Below are 19,290 nucleotides of genomic sequence, written 5' to 3'. Positions count from 1 at the left end.
ATAATGAGATCAACATACAAAACTTATTTTTTGCTTATCCTAATTTTGTTGTCTGCCTGCCGTAAAGATCCAAAACCTGCTCCGGAAGAAACAGAAACGCTTTTTGAACCAGTGCCCGCCAGTTCAGTAAAAGGCGTATACCTGCTCAATGAAGGTAACTTAAACATGAACAAAGCCTCTTTAGATTATGTGGATTATACAACGGGCCGCTACAGACGTAACATTTATAATCAGGCTAACCCTGAAGTAATAAAAGGGCTTGGCGATGTGGGAAACGACATTCTTGTATATGGTTCCAAGCTTTATGTGGCTGTTAATAATTCGAACAAAGTTGAGGTGCTTAACGCCAAAACCGGAAAGCGTATAAAACAAATTGATTTAGTAAACTGCCGGTACCTTACCTTTCATAATAACAAAGTTTACGTTAGCGCCTATTTGGGTAGCGTAGGCGACGCAAATTCGCCCAACGGTATAGTGGCTCAAATTGATACGACTACCCTGTTGATTGAACGGCGGGTAACGGTTGGCCGCCAGCCCGAAGAAATGGCTGTTGCAGGTAACAAGCTTTATGTGGCTAATTCAGGTGGTTATAGTCCACCTAATTACGAACGTACCATTTCGGTAGTTGATATCGACACGTTTACCGAGGTTAAGCGAATTGAGGTTGACATTAACCTGGAACATCTAAAAGCTGATCGCTTTGGCGATTTGTACATTACTTCACGCGGCGATTATCTGACCATTCAACCAAATCTTTACGTAATTGATACGCAAACCGAGCGAATCAAAAAAACGTTCAATTTGCAGACAAGGGCGTTGTTTATAGATAATGACCGAGCGTACGTCATAAGCACCAATGCACAATCCAAGTTCGCCTATAATATCATCAACACACTGGATGAAACGCTGCTTAGCCAGCAATTTATAATTGATGGAACACAAAGCCAAATAAGGTTGCCTTACGGCTTGAGCGTTAATCCGGTTACTAAAGATGTACTGCTAACCGATGCTAAAGATTTTATTTCGCCGGGTACGCTTTACTGCTTTGACAGTACTGGCAAAAAGAAATGGTCGGTAACTACCGGCGATGTACCTGCCCACTTTGCTTTTGTTTACTAAAATCCACTATATAAAATGAAAATTGAATTTCTACGCTATTCTAAAAGATTACTATTAGCAATTATTACAACTACCGTTCTTTTTACCTCTTGTAAAAAAGACAAAAACGAGCCTGATACCCTTGAGCCTGTAATTGAAAGTACAGCGGGCGTATATGTACTTTGCGAGGGTACATACGGCAACGGCAATGGCGACATCTCTTTCTACAACTTTAAAACGAATACGGCTGAAAAAAGCTATTACAAAAAAGTAAATGGAAGCAATTTAGGTGAAACACCAAATGATTTGCAACGCTACGGCAGCAAAATGTATTGCGTAGTAAGCGGAACATCATCTCAACCCCAATCATTTGTAGATGTAATGGATGTAAATACCTGCAAGTCTATTAAACGTATACCGTTTAATTCTACAACCGGCGGGTATGAGCCACGCTCAATTGCGTTTTACAAAAACAAGGCCTATGTGTCACGCTATGATGGTAAAGTGAGTCGCATTGACACTGCAACGTTAAACGTTGATGCTGAGTTAAATCTCGAAGTTAATTATCTTGAAGGCGTGGCAACAGCCAATGGCAAGTTATACGTAGCCAATTCAGATTACCTATATACCGGAAATGTAAATAAAATATCTGTGATAGACTTAGCAACCTTTAAAAAAACCAAAGACATCACCGTATCGCTTAACCCGGGTAAAGTGGTTGCTGCACCTAACGGCGATATTTATGTTATCTGTTATGGTAACTATTATACCAAAGTAGCTGGCGCACTCGACAGAATAAGCAGTATTACAGATACCAAGGTTCAAACAACACCTGGCTATGGCTATGGCAGCGCTTTAAGCTTTACAAGTGACAAAGGCATTATTTCAACGGAGACATCTGTTATTAGGCAGTTAGACGTAGCTACGGGTACAGCCGGCGCCAACTTTATTACCGACGGCACCTCATTCACTTATCTTTATGGTGTAACAATCGATCCGTTCAGCAACATGGTAGTAGCTGGCGATGGCGTTAGTTATACCAGCGGTAAAGCCTTCATTTTTGGCAGCAATGGCAAAAAGCTGCATGATTTTGAAACGGGCGTTTACCCTAAAGCGTCAGTATTTGTGTATTCGTACAAAAAACAATAATGGTTTTTCTTTCACTACTATGAAAACAACAAAATATAGACTTTATACAAGCGTGTTGCTAGCATTTGCTGGCGGCACACTGTTTTTCAGCTCCTGCAAAAAGGACGAAGAAATTGAGGAACCTGAACAAACTGAGGAGGTGAAAGTTAGGCCCATTACAACTCAAAGCAGCGCCTATGTAACACAGTTGTTCGATTATACCCCTGGTCCGGGCCAGTTTGTGAATACCGCATTTGGTGATGCGGATGCTGCTAAAACTGTTTTAAACGGTAAACAGGGTTTGGTTAGCTTAGGCTCATACGGCGGTAATATCGTTTTAGGCTTTGATCATACGGTACTTAATCAGAGCGGCAAGGAAGATATTGTTATTTATAATAATGCCTCGGCCACTTTTGCCGAACCGGGTGTGGTTTGGGTAATGCAAGATGTGAATAGCAACGGCAAGCCCGATGATATCTGGTACGAGTTAAGCGGTAGTGCCCAAAATTCGGCAGGCTATACGCGCAATTATAGTATTACTTATACACGGCCTTCATCGCCCGCCAATGAAGTGTCTTGGACAGATAACCTGGGCAACTCTGGCTCGGTTAAAACCAATACGTTTTATAAACAAGCGTATTACCCGGTGTGGATTACCGCAAATACTTATACATTAACAGGTACTTTGTTGCCGTCAAGCAATATTAATAATGCCGGGATTATTACCAGTACGCCCTTTACATTTGGGTATGCCGACAACTCGGCCGGATCAGACAAGCTAGATATAGCCAATGCTATAGACGAAAAAGGCAACAAAGTGGCTTTAAAAGGTATTGATTTCATTAAAATACAAACAGGGATACCATATAACTTGGGTTTGTTGGGCGAACTGTCAACCGAAGTTAAAGGCATTGCCGATATCAGTATCGAGAAATAAACATCTTATCCGCATTACTTAACAAACAAGAAAGGCTGCTAATTGCAGCCTTTCTTGTTTGTTAGTGTTTTTAACGCTGTTCAAGTACAGATAAAATATTCCCGGCTGGATCTTTAAACCATGCTATTTTTGGTCCTCCGCCGTGAAATATTCCTTTATCATCGGTTTTAAAGTTGGGCTCATTGTAAGTTTCAAATTTAACGCCTTTTTGTACAAGCTGATCTACAGCCTTCTCAATATCATCAACCGGAAAATTGAGGATGGTAAACGTGGCTGGCAAATGGTTTGGTTTAGCATATATGAGCACGTGCGATCCACCTGCTATATGCAAACTTAATAGGCCTGGCATATCCAGCTCTTCTACTTCTAAACCCAATACTTCACTGTAAAACTGCTTGGCCTTTTGGGAGTCGTCTACAGAGAATCCGCTAAAAGCTTTTGTGTTTTCAAACATGTTCAAGAATTTTATCAGTTAATTTAATATTTGGTATTAGCTCTATCGCCGAATATAAGTTTATCCAAAGAAAAACGCCCGGCACCTGCTGCCAGCAACATTACGGCAATACAAAAAAATATGGATGCCGGCTCATAGGAACTACCACCTTTAAAATTCACAAATGGATCATTAAAAACGAAGGCATGGGTATAAACAGCTACACCCATTGTTACCAGTAACCCAACACCCGCAAGCCTGGTCAAAAAACCAACAATAAGTGCTATACCGCCTGCAAATTCGGCAATGGCAGCGAGGGCTTGAAATATGGGTGGAATAAACGACTGTGGGCCCATCCAACTCATAGGATGCTGGATTTTTCCCCAGCCATGCAGTATAAACGCATAGCCGCAAACGAGTCTTACTAATAATAACGCCACATCAACAGGTGTGGCAAAATTGTAGGTCGCAAAAAATTTCTTCATAATGATAGGTTATGTATTGTTACTTAAAATTAATAAAAAAGTTTCATCAGCTGGCTAAACTTCAAAATTACGTTCTGGCATTTATACGATTAGCCAGTAATGCGCTAATAAACATCCCGTTGACCGGTTTTGTGCATAATGGCGTCTGCCAAGGAAATTCAATGTACCCTATTAACCGTAACCAACAGGCTTGAATAGCTTATGCCTTAATAATGCAACATTCAACTGAAACAAATCAACCTTTTGCATCATCATAAAAATATTAATTGCAATCGATTGCAGTAAAAATAAATTATGCGATATTTAACGCCGCAACCAATTATATGCACACCTTTTATGAGACAATACTATAAAGTGTTCCTCGCTCTTCTGCTTTCATGTCATGCACAACTGAAAGCACAGGTACGTTTGCCGCAATTAATAAGTGACGGCATGGTGCTGCAAAGAGATCAGAAAATCTACATTTGGGGCTGGGCTGCACCGCACGAAAATGTAAGTATTAAGTTTAACAAAAAGATATATAAAACATCCGCGTCGGCTGTGGGGAAATGGACCACTACCCTGTCTGCGCTAAAAGCAGGCGGCCCATACGACATGCAAATTGATGCGACCAATCATATTTTATTAAAAAACATTTTGTTAGGGGATGTATGGTTTTGTGCAGGCCAATCAAACATGGTTATAAACATGGAACGGGTTAAAGAAAAGTACCCGGACGATATTATCAATGCTGATTACCCTTTGCTCCGGAATTTCTTTATTCCTACCGCATCAGACGTACAGCGTACACACGATGATTTACCGCCTGGCAAATGGGTAACTGCAAACTCAAAAGACGTGTTATCATTTGGGGCGGTTAGTTACTTTTTCGCGCGCCATCTGTTTAACAAGTACCATGTGCCTATTGGCATTATTAACTCCAGTGTTGGAGGCACCCCCATACAGGCATGGATTAGCGAAAATGGCTTGAAATCTTTAGATCTCTATGCAAAGCGGATAGCCGAGTTAAAAGACACGGCCTACTATAATCGCATTAGTAGGCCGTATGTTAGTGCAAATGCGGGTAAACCTGGTAACAAGCAAACCGACAAAGGTCTTACCGGCGCTAAGCCTTGGTTTGATACTACGTTTGTACCTCAAGGCTGGCATAATTTCTGGCTTCCCGGCTATTGGGCCGATCAGGGTGTGAAGGGCTTAAACGGTATTGTATGGTTCAGAAAGGAAATAAATTTACCGGCTGCCATAGCCGGCAAAGCCGCTAAGCTTTTTATGGGTCGTATTGTAGACGCTGATCATACGTATGTAAATGGTAAACTAGTGGGCAACATCACCTACCAATACCCGCCACGGAGGTATGAAATACCAGCAGGGTTGCTAAAAGCAGGCAAAAACATTATAGTAGTCAGGGTAACCAATACTTTCGGTAAAGGAGGATTTGTTCCCGATAAACCCTACTATCTAACGGCCGGCGACTTCAAGCTCGACTTAAGGGGCGATTGGCAATATCAGGTAGGCCAGGTTTTTGAAAGTAGCGGCGCCGGCTTACCCAACTCTTTTTCTGCACAAAGTGAGCCGACCGGCTTGTATAATACTATGGTTGCACCAGCTGTGCCTTACAAAATCAAAGGCGTATTATGGTACCAGGGTGAGGCAAATAGCGGGAAGCCATCCGAATATGCTAAGTTACTACCAGCACTAATTGCAGACTGGCGCACTGTTTGGAATCAGCCGAACCTCCCATTTATTTATGCTCAGTTGCCTAACTTTATGGAGGTTCAGTATTCACCTTCACAAAGCCAGTGGGCCGAGTTGAGGGAAAGTCAGCTTAAAACGTTGTCGGTACCCAATACGGCCATGGCTGTTGCTATTGATGCTGGTGAATGGAATGATATTCACCCACTTAACAAAAAAGATGTTGGCGAACGTATGGCACTTGCCGCGCAACGCGTAGCCTACGGCGATAAAAATGTAGTAGCATCGGGACCGTTATTGCAATCGGCTACGGTTCAGGGCAAACAGATCGTACTTTCATTCACCGAAACCGGAGGCGGCTTGGTAGCCAAAGGAGGCGGTGAATTGCAACAATTCGCTATTGCAGGTGCAGATAAAAAGTTTGTTTGGGCTAAGGCCGAAATTGAAGGCAATAAGGTTATTGTTTACAATGAAGAAATTAATCAGCCTCTTTATGTCCGTTACGCTTGGGCGGATAATCCCGAAGGGGCAAATTTGTATAACAAGGAAGGCCTACCTGCATCGCCATTCAGAACCGATAAACCGTAATAAGCTAATGAAAACATTAAGACTCTTATTTGTAACCGCAACGCTCTTAGCGTTTAAAACCATTACGTATGCCCAGCAAAGCGTATGGAACAACAAACAATGCGCTGTAGTACTTACCTATGATGATGCTATAGACGCCGACCTTGATAACGTCATGCCAGCGCTGGATTCAATGAATTTTAAGGGAACCTTTTACCTAATTGGTTCCTCGCCCGTAATTAACAGCCGTTTAAGCGAATGGAGATTGGCAGCTAAGCATGGGCATGAATTGGGCAATCACGCATTATTTCACCCCTGTGACGGCAGCCTGCCTGGCAGAAGCTTTGTCAAGGCAGATCATGACCTGAGCAAATACACTGTTGCACGTGCCGTAGACGAGATTCGGGTCAACAACGTGCTGCTCAAAGCTATTGACGGTAAAAGCAAACGCACCTTTGCATACCCTTGTGGTGATAGGCAGATAGGGAACGTTTATTTTTATGACCAGTTAAAAAAAGACTTCGTAGGCGCACGTGGTGTATCTGGCGGCATGCCTTCTGCCAAGGATGTGCCGTTGGACAACATCAATTGTTACTCAATAAACGGTCACTCCGCCGAATATATGATAGACCTGGTAAAAAAAGCCCAACAAACGCATACCCTTCTCGTGTTTTTATTTCACGGCGTGGGTGGTGGACATAGCATTAATGTTGATGCACAGGCGCACAGCAAATTGCTACACTACCTAAAGGCAAATGAGAAAAATATTTGGATTGCTCCAATGGTTGATGTTGCCGAAAAGATAAGCACCTATCAAACCGGCGTTTCCAAAGCAATAGGAAAGTAGATTTCCTATTGCTTAATCAGGTTGCTGTACAGGCTTTGCACAACCAGTTTTAGCATTGGGTGCATGTCTTCACCATCAGGTGCATTACAGCCATTCGTTATAGCTACAATGCCAAACTTTTCCTTTGGGTCAAAAAACATTACACTGTATAAACCATATGCCGAGCCAGTGTGGCCAAACATATTTTTACCCGGTATAACGTCGCTGGTGTGTATCGCAAGCCCATACCCCTGCTTTTCGGCAACTGGTTTTCGTATGGTCTTAGCGGACCTTTTAGATATGATTTTGACGCCGTTATATTTGCCGTCGTACATATGCATGGTCATATATTTAGCCAAATCAGTAGCAGATAACTTCATACCACCTGTAGGCGAAAACACGGGTGTTGTGTATCCCAACTTGTAATTTGCTATCTCTTCCCTTCTGGGCGCATAAGCCAGTGGTGCAGGCGTGTATTTATGAGTAGCCCCATTATATTCGTAAAGTGTCACAAACCTTGCGTTATCGAGCGAGTCGACACAGTAACCAGCATTTAACTTCAAAGGATTTAAAACGTGGCTTTTTACATACTTGTCAAATCGCTCGCCTGTAAGCCGCTCTAAAACTGCACCCGCCATATTAAAGTTCAGGTTACAATACTGATAGCCCTTGCCTGGCTCATAGCTGTTGTAACACTTAGACCAGTTTGGGCTTTTATCCGGATTAATTGCATCCAAATTAAAGTAGCCCTCACTGTCATTTATACTCGATGTGTGCGATAAGACCATGCGCAGCGTAATTTTTGTGTCGGGATATTTGGGGTTCCTGATCTTAAAGCCAATTAAGTCACCAAAGTCATCATCCAGGCTTACTTTACCTGCCTCAACCTGTTGCATCAGCGATGTTGATGTAAAGGATTTAGAGATGGATGCAATCCTGAAAATATCAGTATCACTAAGAGGCGTATTATGCTCTACGTCTTTAAAACCAAAAGATTTGGTATAAAATATCTTTCCTTCCTTAACAACCGCCACCGACATACCTATAGCCTCATATCGTTTCATAATGCCCTGCAATTCCTCTTCAACTTTAGATTGTGCAACACCCTTCATAGCGGTTATCGAAGTCAGGAAAATGAGCAGATACTTAATTTTCGTTTTAAAAATCATTTTACGTTTGTTAATGAACTAAACATAGTAAAAATTAACGTCAGCGCATACTTTTTTCCATTCGCTAGTACATTGCATGGGCAAACAATACTTTATTAAATACCTTTACACTCAATAACAAGGGAAATCAGGTTTTCTCTTTTAGTAAAAATGCGTTATGATCAATTTTTTTGAATTTTACGATATACCAGAGTCATTCCATATTGACAGTGCTGCTTTAAAGAAAAAGTTTTATGCGCTAAGCAAGCAGTACCATCCCGATTTTTACGCAAACGAAGATGATAGTAAACAACAGGAGATACTGGAAATATCTACGATTAACAATAAGGCTTACCAAACATTAAGCGATACCGCTAAGCGGTTAGAGTATATCTTAAAGCAGCATGATTTAGTTAACGAGGGTGCCAAGCCGCAGTTACCGGCCGACTTCTTAATGGAGATGATGGACCTTAATGAGCGCCTTATGGAGGCCGATGATGCCGAACAGCTAGCCTCAATACGTGCAGAAGTGCTGTCTGTTGAAGATGATCTGAATAATCAATTTAAAGAGTTAACAACTGATTATGAAACACTTAATGATACGGCAAAAGAAAGTCGTTTAAACAGCATTGCAGATATTTATTATAGACAAAAATATTTGTTGCGAATTCAGGAGAGTTTGAATACATTTGCATCCCGCTTCTGAAAGGAAGTATGGACAGGCCCAGATGGCGGAATCGGTAGACGCGCTGGTCTCAAACACCTGTGGCCGCAAGGCCGTGCCGGTTCGACCCCGGCTCTGGGTACTACACAACAAAATCCGTTATGAGCAATCATAGCGGATTTTTGTTTTTAAGGTAGTAACGTTGAAAGCATACAAAGTATTCTGTTAAACTTACAACGGCTTTTCAGGCGCAAAAGCCAAGCGTTCGTGCAAAGCGTTAAAAATGTCAAGTTAAGACCAGGTATTTATCAGAACACGACCATCTTATTTGGAGTCAGTTTTATGTTGCTTAGGAAGCACATCTACATCTTTTTTCTGTTCTTTCTCTTCTACGTGTACTGCAAATTCTGCCGGCTCTATTTTTATGCCTTTAAAGTCAGCGTACGCCCTGGTAAACTCAGCACCAAAATAGAGTATGGCAGCTGTGTAATACACCCACAACAGTATAACAATCAACGATCCTGCTGCACCATAAGTTGAACTGGTGCCCGACTTTTCTATGTAAATACTAATCAGCAGTCGTCCGATCATAAATAAAACAGCTGTAAATAATGCCCCCGGCCAGATATCTTTCCACCGAATCTTTACATCGGGAAGAACTTTAAAAATCACCCCAAAAAGCACAGCTATTACTACAAAGCTGATAGCCCCGTTAATGACGTTAAAAATCACAACGGTGAAGTCGGGTAAAAAGGTTTTTAACCGGTCGCTCACTGCGAGTAATGCACCGTTAATTACAAGCGAAACCATGAGTAGGAAGCCCAAAGTAATAATTAATGACGATGACAAAACCCGATCTTTAATCATCTTTACCCAGCCTTTTTGGGGTTTGGCTTTAACCTGCCATATGATATTAATTGAGTCTTGAATCTCACCAAACACTGAAGTAGCACCGAGGATTAAAGTGATTATGCCAATAACAACCGATATGGTAGATTTACCTGACATCTCTCAAGATGCTTGATCATGCCTTGAATTTGTTTAGCCGGCTCGTTACCTACCATACCGTTAATCTCTGAAAATACCTTGCCCTGTATGGCATCCTGCCCCATAAAAATACCAATTAACGAAATCAGCAGCAACAACAGCGGCGCTAATGAAAAGATGGTATAGTACGCCAGTGAGGCACTGTACTTCAGTGCACGGTCAGTCATGAAATTGCCGAAAGCCGCCTTTAATATTTTGCCTCCGTTAATGAAAGCTTTTATAGTGAGGTATTCTTTAATCATTCAACAATTATTAATGTTGCCAGCAATCAACAATATCTGTGCCCTGTTTATCATTGGTTGTTATGCTGCTTGCTACAAATAGTCTTTTTAAAGCACTCTTTTAATGTTATCTAAAAAGCTGCTTTATTACCATTAATTAAATACTTTTACCCATAGTAAATTAGGTGAATGTTTTTAAGTATCTTGCCTACTTATCTATAACCATATAATGCAACAAGGAACAGTAAAATTTTTTAATGAGACTAAAGGTTTCGGATTTATCACTCCAAATGATGGTGGAAGCGAGATCTTTGTTCACTCAACCGGTCTGATTGACAACATTAGTGAGAGCAGCGTTGTTAATTTTGACGTAGAGCAAGGCCGTAAAGGTCCTAACGCTGTAAATGTAAAGTTAGCTTAACGAACTATAAAACCATTACGAAGCATCCTCCTTTGGGAGGGTGCTTTTTTTTTACAATTTTAGCTGTCACCAGTTCATCAACCTACTAGAGCAAAACCACAAAATGGAAAAAGAACTTAAAAACGAAGATCTCAAAATAGAATTACGCACGCTCACTAAAGATGATTATCTGGGCTTAAAAGCCTCTATGATGGAAGCTTATTCCGAATGGGAAGGCGCTTCCTTTTGGGGCGAAGTGCATATCACCAAGCTTGTTGAAATATTTCCGGAAGGGCAGATCTGTATACTGGTTAATGGAGCAATAGCCGGATGCGCATTGTCGCTAATAGTAGATTATGACAAGTTTGGAGACAATCATACTTACGGCCAAATTACGGGTAATTATACTTTTTCAACCCACAGCCCAAAAGGGGATGTGTTATACGGAATTGACTTTTTTGTACACCCAGACTTTCGGGGCATGCGAATAGGACGAAGATTATATGACGCCCGGAAGGAAATTTGCGAGCGGTATAACCTGCGAGCCATTATTGCGGGTGGCCGTATTCCAAAATATAAAGACTATGCCGATAAACTCACACCCAAGGCATACCTCGAAAAAGTTAAAGGGAAAGAAATTCATGACCCTACCCTATCTTTTCAACTGGCCAACGATTTTCACGTCAGGAAAATTTTAAAAGGGTATTTACCAGGCGACACGCAGTCACTTGAATATGCCTCGTTGTTAGAGTGGAACAATATATACTACAACGAAGAAGCGGCGCATATCAATTCAAAAAAATCGATTATCCGGTTAGGATTAGTACAATGGCAGATGAGGCCGTTTCCTAACCTGGAGTCGCTATGCGAACAAATTGAGTTTTTTGTAGATGTGGTTAGTGATTATCAAAGCGATTTTATTCTGTTTCCGGAATTGTTTAATGCACCATTGATGACAGATTACAATCATTTAAGTGGAGCCGAAGCAATGCGCCAAATAGCTAATTTCACTATTCCTTTACGGGATAAGTTTATGGAATACGCCATCAGTTACAACATTAACATTATTACCGGTAGTATGCCATACCTGGAAAACGGCGTTTTGCAGAACGTTGGATATTTATGCCGGCGTGACGGATCATATGAGATGTACCGCAAAATTCACTTAACGCCTGCCGAGCAAAGCGCTTGGGGCATGGTAGGCGGCGATAACATCGCTACTTACGATACCGATTGCGGTAAGATTGGCATTTTAATTTGTTATGATGTAGAATTTCCCGAACTGCCCAGGCTGTTAGCCGAGCAAGGCATGCAGATTCTTTTCGTTCCTTTTATGACTGATACACAAAACGGCTACACCCGTGTTAGGAGTTGCGCACAAGCCAGGGCTATAGAGAATGAGTGTTATGTGGCCATTGCAGGCAGCGTAGGTAACTTACCTAAGGTACACAACATGGATATTCAATATGCGCAGTCGGCCGTGTTTACCCCATCAGACTTTTCTTTTCCAAGCAATGGCATTAAGGCAGAGGCAACGCCTAATACCGAAACTACATTGATTGCAGATGTGGATGTAGACCTGCTTAAAGAACTGCATAGTTTTGGTGCAGTACGAAACCTAAAAGACAGGAGATTGGATATTTATAAGATCGTAAACAAAAGCAAGAAGTAGTAATATATTCTTTAATTGCTGCTTGTACACAAAAAAGGTGATGCAAAGCTATCCGTATTTAATTGGCAGCTTTGCATCACCTTTTTTGTGTCATAAGAGATGGATCATCCTGCAACCCGGGGCACCATTCTTTATCTTGAAACGCCTTTAAGTGATTTTTATAAGTATGACTGTAGCACGCCACTTCTGGATGAGCGCTTAATGTTTTGCAACGCCTTATCCTTTAGCTGCCTAACCCGTTCGCGTGTTAAACGGAGTTTTTCTCCAATTTCTTCCAAGGTATGCGTATTTCCTCCGCCCAAGCCGTAAAATAAAATCAAAACTTCACGGTCCCGATCTCCTAGCCTTGAGAGTGAACGATGAAGTTCAATGCTCAGAGAGTCATGAATCATCATATTGTCTGTGGTAGGATCGCTACTGTGCATTACATCCAGCAACGTACCTTCTTCGCCCTGTTGAAAAGGTGCGTCTACAGAAATATGCCTTCCTGAAATGCTCAGCGAATCGCTTATCCTTTCAACAGTTGTTTCCAGGTTTAAAGCAAGTTCCTCGGGTGTAGCCTCCCGTTCAAACTCCTGCTCCAACTTTGATTGAGCCTTTCTGATCTTGCTTATGGCAGTCACCTGATTTAGCGGCAACCTTACTGCGCGTGATTGGTCTCCGATTGCTGAAATGATTGATTGGCGAATCCACCAAACGGCGTATGAGATAAATTTAAATCCTTTCGTTTCGTCAAAACGACCGGCGGCTTTAATTAAGCCTAAATTCCCTTCATTAATCAAATCGCCTAATGTTATACCTTGGTTTTGATATTGTTTAGCAACCGATACCACAAAGCGTAAGTTAGCTTTAGTAAGCCGCTCTAACGCAGCCTGATCGCCTTCCCTGATCTTTTGTGCCAGGATAACTTCCTCCTGAGCCGAAATCAGGTCTACTTTACCTATCTCGGTCAAGTATTTATCTAAGGACTGCGTTTCCCTATTGGTAATGGATTGGGATATTTTTAGTTGTCTCATTCAAGAATTTTATGATGGGCTTACCGCAGCATCAATGTAGTTTTTAGTAGCATTTATAAACTGAGCAACTGCCGGTTTGCCCATTACTGATCAATCTTAAGCTGTTAATCGTTCGTTGTTCAGTAGTGTGTCGCTCGTTCTATCACATCACACAATGTGTGGTGTAAAGTTACCGTTAATTTAATCAGTAACTGGTATGCAAAAAGTCATCTTTGATAAAGAACATTGAAATTGATCAGGTATCATATAAATGAAACTCAAGTTTAAATCCAAACTGCGGTCTGTTTTCTCATATTGTGTTTATATGGTTAAGTCTCCAGGAAAGCGAAAGCTTTTCAAATGATACAGCAATTCAGAAATGGAAATATCAAGATAAGCGCGTTAGACCCATTGGTAAAACTACCGCCAAAACAAAACGTGAATCTTAGGTACTCGCAAAATAGCTATTGGTAATTGAAGCAAAATATCCTAACTATGTACCAAATATATTGCTGAGTTTACGCCAATTTTAGTTGAGCAAAACATTGAATTGTAAATTAGAAGACTGCATAGGAATTAAAGGTTGCTAACCTAAAACGTAAGTCGACGATAATTAATTACTATCAAAGCTGGAAACGTAAGTACACCACAATTAATGGACTAACGGCTAATATATTAGGATCTCATACAAATAGGCCTTGATGCATTTTGCATTGGGGCTTTGTTATTATTAATTACTTATAAGCGTATTAATGACACTTTTCGAACAAATACAACAAAAACCTTTCTTCATTTTAGGCCCTTGCGTGATGGAAAGCCAGGACCTGTTATATCAGGTAGCCGAACAGGTTGCCCGCGTTGGCCAGCAGTACAATATACCGGTTATTTTCAAGTCATCGTTTGATAAGGCAAACCGTACTTCTATCAGTTCCTACCGTGGCCCTGGCCTGGAAAAAGGCCTGGAAATGCTTCAAAAAGTAAAAGAGCGCTTCAACTTACCCCTGACTACCGATATACATGAAAGTTATCAGGCTGCGGTAGCTGGCGAGGTAGTAGATATTTTGCAGATACCGGCCTTCTTATGCCGCCAAACCGATTTGCTGGTAGCCGCTGCCCAAACCGGAAAAGTAGTTAATGTTAAGAAAGCGCAGTTTCTATCAGGTCAGGATATGTTTTACCCTGCCCAAAAAGTGCTTGAAGCAGGAAATCAACAGGTTATCCTTACCGAACGCGGCAATATGTACGGCTACAATAATTTAGCTGTTGATTTTAGGAATATACACGACATGAAATCTTTTGGCCATCCGGTTTGCATGGATTGTACGCACTCGGTGCAACGCCCTGGTGGTGCTGGCGGCAAAACCGGTGGCGACCGGACGTTTGTACCAATGATGGCTCAGGCAGCCAAGGCGTTTGGAGCTGATGGTTATTTTATGGAGGTTCATCCCGATCCTGATAATGCCTTGAGTGATGGCCCTAACATGATCAAGCTAAGTGATTTGGATAAAGTGATTGAGCCATTATTAAGCTAACTACGATATTTCATTTACAGGCCATTTAGAACACAAATTAAGACCGATTATTACGCATGCAGGAAATAGCCAAAAGAGTGTTTAAGGACGAAATACAGTCACTGCAAGAGGCTGCAAGCTTAATTGACGAACAGTTTACTAAAGCTGTAGACGCTATCTTACAAAGCAAGGGCAAGCTTATTGTTACTGGCGCAGGCAAATCCGGGCTTATAGGCAAAAAGATTGCAGCCACCTTGGCCAGTACAGGCACGTCCAGCTTTTTTATGCACCCTACAGAGGCCTTTCATGGCGATTTGGGAATGATTGGGCACAACGATTTGATCATCCTTATCTCCTACTCTGGCGAAACAGACGAGATTATTCGGCTTATTCCTTTTTTAAAATGGAATAAGAACAAAATTATAAGTATCACTGGTAATCCATCATCAACTATCGCTACCAATACTGATTTTCATTTAAACGTCCACATCACACATGAGGCCTGTCCACTTAAGCTGGCCCCAACCTCGTCAACTACTGCAACACTGGTTATGGGCGACGCACTGGCTGTAGCGCTTATGGAAGCCAGGCATTTCCAGCCAGAAGACTTTGCGCGTTTTCATCCGGGTGGCAGCCTTGGACGCAAATTATTGGTTAAGGTGAAAGATATGATGCGTACAGATAAACTTCCTTTTATTAAGGATGACGTACCGTTTACAGAACTTTTATTATGCATGTCAGAAGGTCGTTTAGGAATGGTGATCGTTGGTGACACATCAAACATAAAAGGCGTTATAACAGACGGCGACCTGCGTCGCTCTTTGATGCGCAATCCCGATACGACTACGCAAACAGTGGCCGGGATGATGAACCCGAATCCGGTAATAATCAATGAAGATGAACTGATAAACCAGGCGGATGAATTGATGATCAGAAAGAAGATTACCACGGTGTTAGTTGGTTCCCCCGAAAATCGCTCCGTTAAAGGTATATATCAAATTTATACGCGTTAAAGGAGTAATCTTTTGCGCAACAAATCTTTTATGTGCCTGTTATTTTTGCTTTAACATTATTTATGGACAAGCATCTAAATACAGACGAACAGCAGGAAATATATATTGAGTTTAAAGAGCTGGTAAACATGACGGCTTCATCCCTTGAAAAATGGCTTAAAACCGATGAATCAAAAAAAGTGGGTTGGGACAGTGGCGACGGCGAGTCGGTAGGTCACAAATCGGGCGAGAAGATAGTAAGTCTTCTGCATAAAAATAAAGGCGAGCTGCAGCAAGCAGACTACTTACATATGCAGAAGGTTGTTGGTTACATTAAACGTCACTCCGCTCAAAAACCTTCAGGCGATGTAGCTAACAGCAATTGGAATTACTCCCTTAAAAATTGGGGGCATGATTATTCCAAGAAGTAAGTCTTTATCTTCTCTCAAATAATGCGTTGAAAATTAAATAACGTAGTTCATTACTGCAACGAAGCAGATAATTAGCAAAATAAAGCCTTGTAGTTTTTGCTCAATTGTTAAATCTGTAATGTTCATATTTGGCAAGGGTTATATGGCAAATATATACGCTGCGTATTTCTACGCAATACCTGTAAGTACTTTTATCAAAAATTCACTCAGTTCGCTCTATTGATGCTTTTTCGTTACAAAAAGAAACGATTTATTAGTGAGGATAACAGCATTTATTTGTTGCGTTAACTTTATAAACACACCAGGCATATATAAAAGGTTTGTAAAAAAGCCTACTTATACCGCTCAAAACACTTTTTGGGTGTGGTTGTCTTTCTGATGGCTAATCAAGTTTAAATATCGAGCAGTTAATTAACAATTATGTCTATTCAATCAATTAACCCCATAAACGGAAAAATTATCAAGACTTACGAAGCCGATACCGACGAGCAAGTCCAGTCCAAAATTGAGGCTGCACATGAGGCATGGCAAAAATGGCGCTTAACTTCACACGGTGAACGATCAGTGCTTTTGCTTGCCCTTGCAGCTATATTGAAAAAGCGCAAACAGGAGTTAGCGCATTTGATGGCTCTTGAAATGGGCAAGCCCATTAAGCAAGGCATCAGCGAAATTGAAAAATGCGAGTCGGTTTGCACATACTATGCAGACCACGGCGATTCGTTTTTACAGCAACAGCTGATTGAAACGGAAGCTCAAAAAAGCTTTGTAACATTTGAGCCTATTGGCGTAGTATTGGCCATCATGCCCTGGAATTTTCCTTTTTGGCAAGTATTTCGTTTCCTGGCCCCGGCATTAGCTGCCGGTAATTGCGGCGTCTTAAAGCATGCTTCAAATGTACCGGGTTGTGCAATAGTGATCGAAGAATTAGTACAGCAGGCCGGCTTTCCGCCTAATGTTTTCAAAACACTGTTAGTTACAAGCAATAAAGTTGATGCTATAATAGAAAACTCATTGATAAAAGCAGTGACTTTAACAGGCAGCACACAAGCCGGAATTAAAGTAGCCCAAAAGGCTGGATCTGTGTTAAAGAAAACAGTACTTGAACTTGGTGGCAGTGATGCGTATTTGGTTTTAGACGACGCCGACCTTGAGCTTGCAGCCACAACCTGTACAGATAGTCGACTTATTAACAGCGGCCAAAGCTGCATAGCCGCCAAGCGGTTTATTGTTGTGGAAACGGTAGCCGAGAGGTTTACACAATTAATGCTCGATAAAATGAAAGCCAAACATACTGGCGACCCCTTGAGCGAGGAAACAGACATTGGTCCGCAGGCACGTGTTGATTTAAGAGACGAGTTGCATAATCAGGTAAAAAAATCTATAGAAGCCGGCGCCCAATGTATATTAGGCGGGCAGTTATCTGATGGAGAAAACGCTTTTTATCCGCCAACTATTCTTACCCAGGTAAAAAAAGGTATGCCCGCTTTTGATGAAGAGCTTTTTGGACCGGTGGCGGCTATCATTACAGCAAAGGATGAAACAGAAGCTGTAAGCTTAGCTAATGATAGTGTATTTGGCTTAGGAGCTGCAGTTTTTACACAGGACATTGAACGAGGTGAAAGGATTGCTGCAACGCAGTTGGAAGCTGGTTCCTGTTTTGTAAACTCCCTTGTAAAGTCAGATCCCAGGCTTCCATTCGGTGGCATTAAGCAATCTGGATATGGCCGTGAGCTGGGAATGTTCGGCATACATGAGTTTGTAAATATAAAAACGGTTTATGTTAGGTAATGTATAATGTAAATAATTTGTTGATATAATATTCTCAACTCATTGTTATACAATAGCTATTTCTTAATGGTTAACACGATTGAGTATGGCATTAGGTTTTACCTTATGCTGACATGCCCATTTTTGGCAACGGTTAACAAAGCTTATCTTTGCATTTGATATGAGTAAGCACGGTAGAATCTTAGTAGCCATGAGTGGTGGTGTTGATAGTTCAGTAGCAGCAATTATGCTACATGAGCAGGGCTATGAAGTAATTGGGCTTACCATGAAAACCTGGGATTACGCTTCTGCGGGTGGAAGTTCTAAGGAAACCGGCTGTTGTAGTTTGGATAGCATTAATGATGCCCGCTCGTTAGCAGTTGGTTATGGCTTTCCACATTATATATTGGATATACGCAATGAGTTTGGCAATTACGTAATAGACAATTTTGTTGACGAGTATTTGGCCGGCCGTACACCTAACCCATGTGTTTTGTGTAATACCCATATTAAATGGGAAGCTTTACTTAAACGTGCAGACAAGCTAGATTGTGAATTTATAGCAACCGGGCATTACGCCAATATCCGCTTACAAGATAGCGGTCGCTATGTGGTATCTAAAGGTCGCGATGAAAACAAAGACCAATCTTACGTACTTTGGGGCGTATCGCAACAAAACCTGGCTCGAACAAGATTTCCGTTAGGCAGTTTTGCAAAAGCAGAGATCAGGCAAATGGCATTAGATTATGGGCAGGTTGAATTGGCTGGCAAAAGCGAAAGCTATGAAATATGCTTTGTTCCTGATAACGACTATAGGGCATTCCTTCGCCATAAAGTGCAGGACTTGGACACACGTGTAGGTGCAGGCAACTTTGTGTTAACTGATGGAACGGTTGTCGGCAAGCATCAGGGCTATCCGTTTTACACCATCGGCCAGCGTAAGGGGTTGGGCATAGCCTTAGGGCAGCCTATGTTTGTAACCAAAATAAACCCGGCCGATAATACGGTAGTTTTGGGAACGCAGGAAGAATTGCACCGTAAAGAAGCATGGGTGCGTAACCTGAACCTCGTGAAGTATGAAAACATTAACGAGCCTTTACAGGCCGTTACTAAGATACGCTATAAAGATGCCGGTGCCGAAAGCACCATAGTACAGCTGGGCGATCACATGAAGGTAGATTTTCACCATCAGGTGTCGGGTATTGCGCCCGGTCAATCCGCTGTGTTTTACGAGGGCAACGATCTGCTGGGCGGTGGTTTCTTGATGTAAACCTAC

The 19,290-nt window shown here is 41.7% G+C and carries 19 protein-coding genes and 1 tRNA gene; 14 read left to right on the top strand and 6 right to left on the bottom strand.

The window, feature by feature from the left end; all coding sequences use genetic code 11:
• Window positions 1-3: 3 nt before the first annotated feature.
• From ABDD95_RS10800 to ABDD95_RS10790, 3 genes are read left to right on the top strand one after another with little or no spacing between them, the layout of a single operon-like run.
• Window positions 4-1,119 (top strand): DUF5074 domain-containing protein, encoded by a 1,116-nt coding sequence (locus ABDD95_RS10800; RefSeq protein ID WP_345951902.1) that lies wholly within the window; start codon window positions 4-6, stop codon window positions 1,117-1,119.
• 15 nt (window positions 1,120-1,134) lie between these two features.
• On the top strand, window positions 1,135-2,247 hold the full coding sequence (locus tag ABDD95_RS10795; RefSeq protein WP_345951901.1) for a DUF5074 domain-containing protein: 1,113 nt from the start codon (window positions 1,135-1,137) through the stop codon (window positions 2,245-2,247).
• A gap of 19 nt (window positions 2,248-2,266) precedes the next feature.
• Entirely contained in the window at window positions 2,267-3,163 is an 897-nt protein-coding gene (locus ABDD95_RS10790) for a cell surface protein (RefSeq protein WP_345951900.1), read from the top strand.
• A gap of 70 nt (window positions 3,164-3,233) precedes the next feature.
• On the opposite strand, the gene ABDD95_RS10785 is transcribed toward ABDD95_RS10790, so the two are convergent.
• Both ABDD95_RS10785 and ABDD95_RS10780 read right to left on the bottom strand, forming a co-directional pair.
• Window positions 3,234-3,617, bottom strand: a complete 384-nt coding sequence (locus ABDD95_RS10785; protein ID WP_345951899.1) for a VOC family protein — start codon at window positions 3,615-3,617, stop codon at window positions 3,234-3,236.
• Window positions 3,618-3,640: 23 nt separating this feature from the next.
• Window positions 3,641-4,081, bottom strand: coding sequence for a DoxX family protein (locus ABDD95_RS10780; RefSeq protein ID WP_345951898.1), 441 nt, complete (start codon window positions 4,079-4,081; stop codon window positions 3,641-3,643).
• A gap of 336 nt (window positions 4,082-4,417) precedes the next feature.
• Between ABDD95_RS10780 and ABDD95_RS10775 the strand changes: the two genes are divergently transcribed.
• Both ABDD95_RS10775 and ABDD95_RS10770 read left to right on the top strand, forming a co-directional pair.
• Window positions 4,418-6,361, top strand: coding sequence for a sialate O-acetylesterase (locus ABDD95_RS10775; RefSeq protein ID WP_345951897.1), 1,944 nt, complete (start codon window positions 4,418-4,420; stop codon window positions 6,359-6,361).
• A gap of 7 nt (window positions 6,362-6,368) precedes the next feature.
• Window positions 6,369-7,187: a polysaccharide deacetylase family protein gene (locus ABDD95_RS10770; protein WP_345951896.1), complete on the top strand. Its 819-nt coding sequence runs from the start codon at window positions 6,369-6,371 to the stop codon at window positions 7,185-7,187.
• Between the two features lie 5 nt (window positions 7,188-7,192).
• Here the strand turns inward: ABDD95_RS10770 and ABDD95_RS10765 are convergent, their stop codons facing one another.
• Window positions 7,193-8,335 carry a serine hydrolase domain-containing protein gene (locus ABDD95_RS10765; RefSeq protein WP_345951895.1) on the bottom strand — a complete coding sequence of 381 codons (1,143 nt, stop codon included), beginning with the start codon at window positions 8,333-8,335 and terminating at the stop codon, window positions 7,193-7,195.
• Between the two features lie 157 nt (window positions 8,336-8,492).
• On the opposite strand from ABDD95_RS10765, the gene hscB reads away from it, so the two are divergent.
• Window positions 8,493-9,020, top strand: coding sequence for a Fe-S protein assembly co-chaperone HscB (gene hscB, locus ABDD95_RS10760; protein ID WP_345951894.1), 528 nt, complete (start codon window positions 8,493-8,495; stop codon window positions 9,018-9,020).
• A 16-nt stretch (window positions 9,021-9,036) separates the two neighbouring features.
• Window positions 9,037-9,120 (top strand) — tRNA-Leu (locus ABDD95_RS10755).
• 182 nt (window positions 9,121-9,302) lie between these two features.
• On the opposite strand, the gene ABDD95_RS10750 is transcribed toward ABDD95_RS10755, so the two are convergent.
• Both ABDD95_RS10750 and ABDD95_RS10745 read right to left on the bottom strand, forming a co-directional pair.
• Window positions 9,303-9,986 carry a YihY/virulence factor BrkB family protein gene (locus ABDD95_RS10750; RefSeq protein WP_345951893.1) on the bottom strand — a complete coding sequence of 228 codons (684 nt, stop codon included), beginning with the start codon at window positions 9,984-9,986 and terminating at the stop codon, window positions 9,303-9,305.
• On the bottom strand, window positions 9,947-10,267 hold the full coding sequence (locus ABDD95_RS10745) for a YhjD/YihY/BrkB family envelope integrity protein (protein ID WP_345951892.1): 321 nt from the start codon (window positions 10,265-10,267) through the stop codon (window positions 9,947-9,949). The genes ABDD95_RS10750 and ABDD95_RS10745 overlap by 40 nt, the downstream gene beginning before the upstream one ends.
• 208 nt (window positions 10,268-10,475) lie before the next feature.
• Here ABDD95_RS10745 and ABDD95_RS10740 point away from each other — a divergent pair, with 208 nt between their 5' ends.
• Together ABDD95_RS10740 and ABDD95_RS10735 are read left to right on the top strand one after the other, a co-directional pair.
• Window positions 10,476-10,667 (top strand): cold shock domain-containing protein, encoded by a 192-nt coding sequence (locus ABDD95_RS10740; RefSeq protein WP_345951891.1) that lies wholly within the window; start codon window positions 10,476-10,478, stop codon window positions 10,665-10,667.
• 103 nt (window positions 10,668-10,770) lie between these two features.
• On the top strand, window positions 10,771-12,318 hold the full coding sequence (locus tag ABDD95_RS10735; RefSeq protein WP_345951890.1) for a bifunctional GNAT family N-acetyltransferase/carbon-nitrogen hydrolase family protein: 1,548 nt from the start codon (window positions 10,771-10,773) through the stop codon (window positions 12,316-12,318).
• A 158-nt stretch (window positions 12,319-12,476) separates the two neighbouring features.
• Here ABDD95_RS10735 and ABDD95_RS10730 read toward each other — a convergent pair whose 3' ends face one another.
• Window positions 12,477-13,334, bottom strand: a complete 858-nt coding sequence (locus ABDD95_RS10730; protein WP_345951889.1) for an RNA polymerase sigma factor RpoD/SigA — start codon at window positions 13,332-13,334, stop codon at window positions 12,477-12,479.
• Between the two features lie 731 nt (window positions 13,335-14,065).
• On the opposite strand from ABDD95_RS10730, the gene kdsA reads away from it, so the two are divergent.
• The 5 genes from kdsA (at window position 14,066) to mnmA (ending at window position 19,284) form a co-directional block, all read left to right on the top strand.
• The gene (kdsA, locus tag ABDD95_RS10725) at window positions 14,066-14,845 is read left to right on the top strand and encodes a 3-deoxy-8-phosphooctulonate synthase (RefSeq protein ID WP_345951888.1); all 780 of its coding nucleotides are present in this window, start codon (window positions 14,066-14,068) and stop codon (window positions 14,843-14,845) included.
• Between the two features lie 56 nt (window positions 14,846-14,901).
• On the top strand, window positions 14,902-15,837 hold the full coding sequence (locus ABDD95_RS10720; RefSeq protein WP_345951887.1) for a KpsF/GutQ family sugar-phosphate isomerase: 936 nt from the start codon (window positions 14,902-14,904) through the stop codon (window positions 15,835-15,837).
• A gap of 62 nt (window positions 15,838-15,899) precedes the next feature.
• Window positions 15,900-16,247: a DUF3140 domain-containing protein gene (locus tag ABDD95_RS10715; RefSeq protein ID WP_345951886.1), complete on the top strand. Its 348-nt coding sequence runs from the start codon at window positions 15,900-15,902 to the stop codon at window positions 16,245-16,247.
• A 420-nt stretch (window positions 16,248-16,667) separates the two neighbouring features.
• Entirely contained in the window at window positions 16,668-18,035 is a 1,368-nt protein-coding gene (locus tag ABDD95_RS10710; protein WP_345951885.1) for an NAD-dependent succinate-semialdehyde dehydrogenase, read from the top strand.
• A gap of 160 nt (window positions 18,036-18,195) precedes the next feature.
• The gene (gene mnmA, locus ABDD95_RS10705; RefSeq protein ID WP_345951884.1) at window positions 18,196-19,284 is read left to right on the top strand and encodes a tRNA 2-thiouridine(34) synthase MnmA; all 1,089 of its coding nucleotides are present in this window, start codon (window positions 18,196-18,198) and stop codon (window positions 19,282-19,284) included.
• Window positions 19,285-19,290: the final 6 nt, after the last annotated feature.

The sequence above is a fragment of the Mucilaginibacter sp. PAMB04274 genome (assembly GCF_039634385.2).
Lineage (GTDB): Bacteria > Bacteroidota > Bacteroidia > Sphingobacteriales > Sphingobacteriaceae > Mucilaginibacter.
Note: the sequence above shows the minus strand (reverse complement) of the source record. Positions and strands in the feature narration are given on the sequence as shown.

Bases quoted from the DNA above. Each gene is read 5' to 3' on its own strand.
- ABDD95_RS10800 (WP_345951902.1), top strand. From the start codon at position 4: ATGAGATCAACATACAAAACTTATTTTTTGCTTATCCTAATTTTGTTG.
- ABDD95_RS10795 (WP_345951901.1), top strand. From the start codon at position 1,135: ATGAAAATTGAATTTCTACGCTATTCTAAAAGATTACTATTAGCAATT.
- ABDD95_RS10790 (WP_345951900.1), top strand. From the start codon at position 2,267: ATGAAAACAACAAAATATAGACTTTATACAAGCGTGTTGCTAGCATTT.
- ABDD95_RS10785 (WP_345951899.1), bottom strand. From the start codon at position 3,617: ATGTTTGAAAACACAAAAGCTTTTAGCGGATTCTCTGTAGACGACTCC.
- ABDD95_RS10780 (WP_345951898.1), bottom strand. From the start codon at position 4,081: ATGAAGAAATTTTTTGCGACCTACAATTTTGCCACACCTGTTGATGTG.
- ABDD95_RS10775 (WP_345951897.1), top strand. From the start codon at position 4,418: ATGAGACAATACTATAAAGTGTTCCTCGCTCTTCTGCTTTCATGTCAT.
- ABDD95_RS10770 (WP_345951896.1), top strand. From the start codon at position 6,369: ATGAAAACATTAAGACTCTTATTTGTAACCGCAACGCTCTTAGCGTTT.
- ABDD95_RS10765 (WP_345951895.1), bottom strand. From the start codon at position 8,335: ATGATTTTTAAAACGAAAATTAAGTATCTGCTCATTTTCCTGACTTCG.
- hscB (WP_345951894.1), top strand. From the start codon at position 8,493: ATGATCAATTTTTTTGAATTTTACGATATACCAGAGTCATTCCATATT.
- ABDD95_RS10750 (WP_345951893.1), bottom strand. From the start codon at position 9,986: ATGTCAGGTAAATCTACCATATCGGTTGTTATTGGCATAATCACTTTA.
- ABDD95_RS10745 (WP_345951892.1), bottom strand. From the start codon at position 10,267: ATGATTAAAGAATACCTCACTATAAAAGCTTTCATTAACGGAGGCAAA.
- ABDD95_RS10740 (WP_345951891.1), top strand. From the start codon at position 10,476: ATGCAACAAGGAACAGTAAAATTTTTTAATGAGACTAAAGGTTTCGGA.
- ABDD95_RS10735 (WP_345951890.1), top strand. From the start codon at position 10,771: ATGGAAAAAGAACTTAAAAACGAAGATCTCAAAATAGAATTACGCACG.
- ABDD95_RS10730 (WP_345951889.1), bottom strand. From the start codon at position 13,334: ATGAGACAACTAAAAATATCCCAATCCATTACCAATAGGGAAACGCAG.
- kdsA (WP_345951888.1), top strand. From the start codon at position 14,066: ATGACACTTTTCGAACAAATACAACAAAAACCTTTCTTCATTTTAGGC.
- ABDD95_RS10720 (WP_345951887.1), top strand. From the start codon at position 14,902: ATGCAGGAAATAGCCAAAAGAGTGTTTAAGGACGAAATACAGTCACTG.
- ABDD95_RS10715 (WP_345951886.1), top strand. From the start codon at position 15,900: ATGGACAAGCATCTAAATACAGACGAACAGCAGGAAATATATATTGAG.
- ABDD95_RS10710 (WP_345951885.1), top strand. From the start codon at position 16,668: ATGTCTATTCAATCAATTAACCCCATAAACGGAAAAATTATCAAGACT.
- mnmA (WP_345951884.1), top strand. From the start codon at position 18,196: ATGAGTAAGCACGGTAGAATCTTAGTAGCCATGAGTGGTGGTGTTGAT.